Origin of the sequence: Ligilactobacillus acidipiscis DSM 15836 (genome assembly GCF_001435755.1) — a bacterium.
Taxonomy (GTDB): Bacteria; Bacillota; Bacilli; order Lactobacillales; family Lactobacillaceae; genus Ligilactobacillus; species Ligilactobacillus acidipiscis.
Map to the genome: position 1 here is coordinate 1 of NZ_AZFI01000275.1, position 1,472 is coordinate 1,472.

Annotated in this window: 2 protein-coding genes; both read left to right on the top strand. The window is 35.7% G+C overall.

What is annotated here, in order from left to right:
* The first annotated feature begins 61 nt into the window (after window positions 1-61).
* Window positions 62-709: a uridine kinase gene (udk, locus tag FC65_RS10640; protein WP_056972713.1), complete on the top strand. Its 648-nt coding sequence runs from the start codon at window positions 62-64 to the stop codon at window positions 707-709.
* Between the two features lie 246 nt (window positions 710-955).
* Complete coding sequence (greA, locus tag FC65_RS10645; protein WP_010496074.1) at window positions 956-1,429, top strand: transcription elongation factor GreA; 474 nt, start codon at window positions 956-958, stop codon at window positions 1,427-1,429.
* The last annotated feature ends 43 nt before the right edge of the window (window positions 1,430-1,472 follow it).

Sequence of the window (1,472 nt, forward strand, 5' to 3'; positions counted from 1 at the left end):
TGACGAACTAGCACCACGCGTATAGAAAATAAAAATAAGTAAGATGGGAGATCTATATTAAATGGCAGCGGAAAGTAAGAAAGAAAGACCAATTATTATCGGTGTGACCGGTGGGTCTGGAAGTGGGAAAACTTCAGTTTCTCATGCAATATTCAATCAATTACATGGACATTCGATCCTCATGCTTGAACAGGATTCGTATTATCGCGACCAAAGTGATATGAGCCTTGCACAAAGAGAGGCTGTTAATTATGACCATCCTGATGCCTTTGATACTGACTTATTGATTTCTCAACTATCAAGTTTGTCACACTGGAGATCGATCAATAAACCAATTTATGATTATTCAATTTTTACACGGAGTGATAAAACTGAATGGGTTGATCCGCGAGAGGTTATCATTTTAGAAGGTATTTTCGTTTTAAGTGATCCGAGATTGCGTGATCTGCTTGATATCAAGGTCTTTGTTGATACTGATGATGACATCAGGATAATTCGGCGGATCCAACGTGACATGAAGGAACGCGGTCGTTCATTACAATCAGTGATCGATCAATACCTTAAAACTGTTAAACCAATGTATCATCAGTTTATTGAGCCGACTAAACGTTATGCGGATGTGATCGTTCCTGAGGGTGGAGAAAATAAAGTTGCAATTGATCTGCTAGTTACAAAAATTAGAGATATAATTCGCGAAGCCCAAAATTAAAGAAAAAGTTAATCGAGTGCACAAACAGCATGTATTTTGCAGTTTGTGCTTTCTTTTAGATGTGTTAGTGCAAATATTCTCTTGTATCGAGATTGTCAGACTTGCAAAATATATTAAATTGAATTAGCATATATTTTTGTTATACTGATTTAGGCGCTAGTTATCAGCGCCCATAGTCGATAATATAATAAATATTTAAATGGGATCATTAAATTATAAAATTTTGAATTGAAGGGATTTTTAAAAATGGCTGAAGAAAAAACATTTCCAATGACACTGGAAGGTAAAAATAAGTTAGAGGCAGAGTTAGAAGAACTAAAAACAAATAAAAGAGCTGAAGTGATCGATCGAATCAAGATAGCACGCTCTTTTGGGGATCTGTCAGAAAACTCTGAATATGAATCTGCTAAGGATGAACAGTCTTTTGTTGAAGGACGGATCAAAGAAATTGATCATATGTTAAATTATGCTGAAATTATTGATAGTGATGCGATTGATAAAAATGAAGTGGCAGTTGGTAAAAAAGTTACTTTTCAGGAAGATGATGATGAACCTGAAACTTACCAAATCGTTGGCGCCGCTGAGGCAGATCCTTTTGACGGCAAGATATCCAATGATTCTCCAATTGCTAAAGGGCTGATCGGACATAAGTTGGGGGACCAAGTTGAAATTGAAACTCCAGCTGGCAAAATGTCTGTAAAGATCGTCGAAGTAAAATAGATATTTTTATGAGACTTGAAATGTCAAATTAAGTTAGAAATAA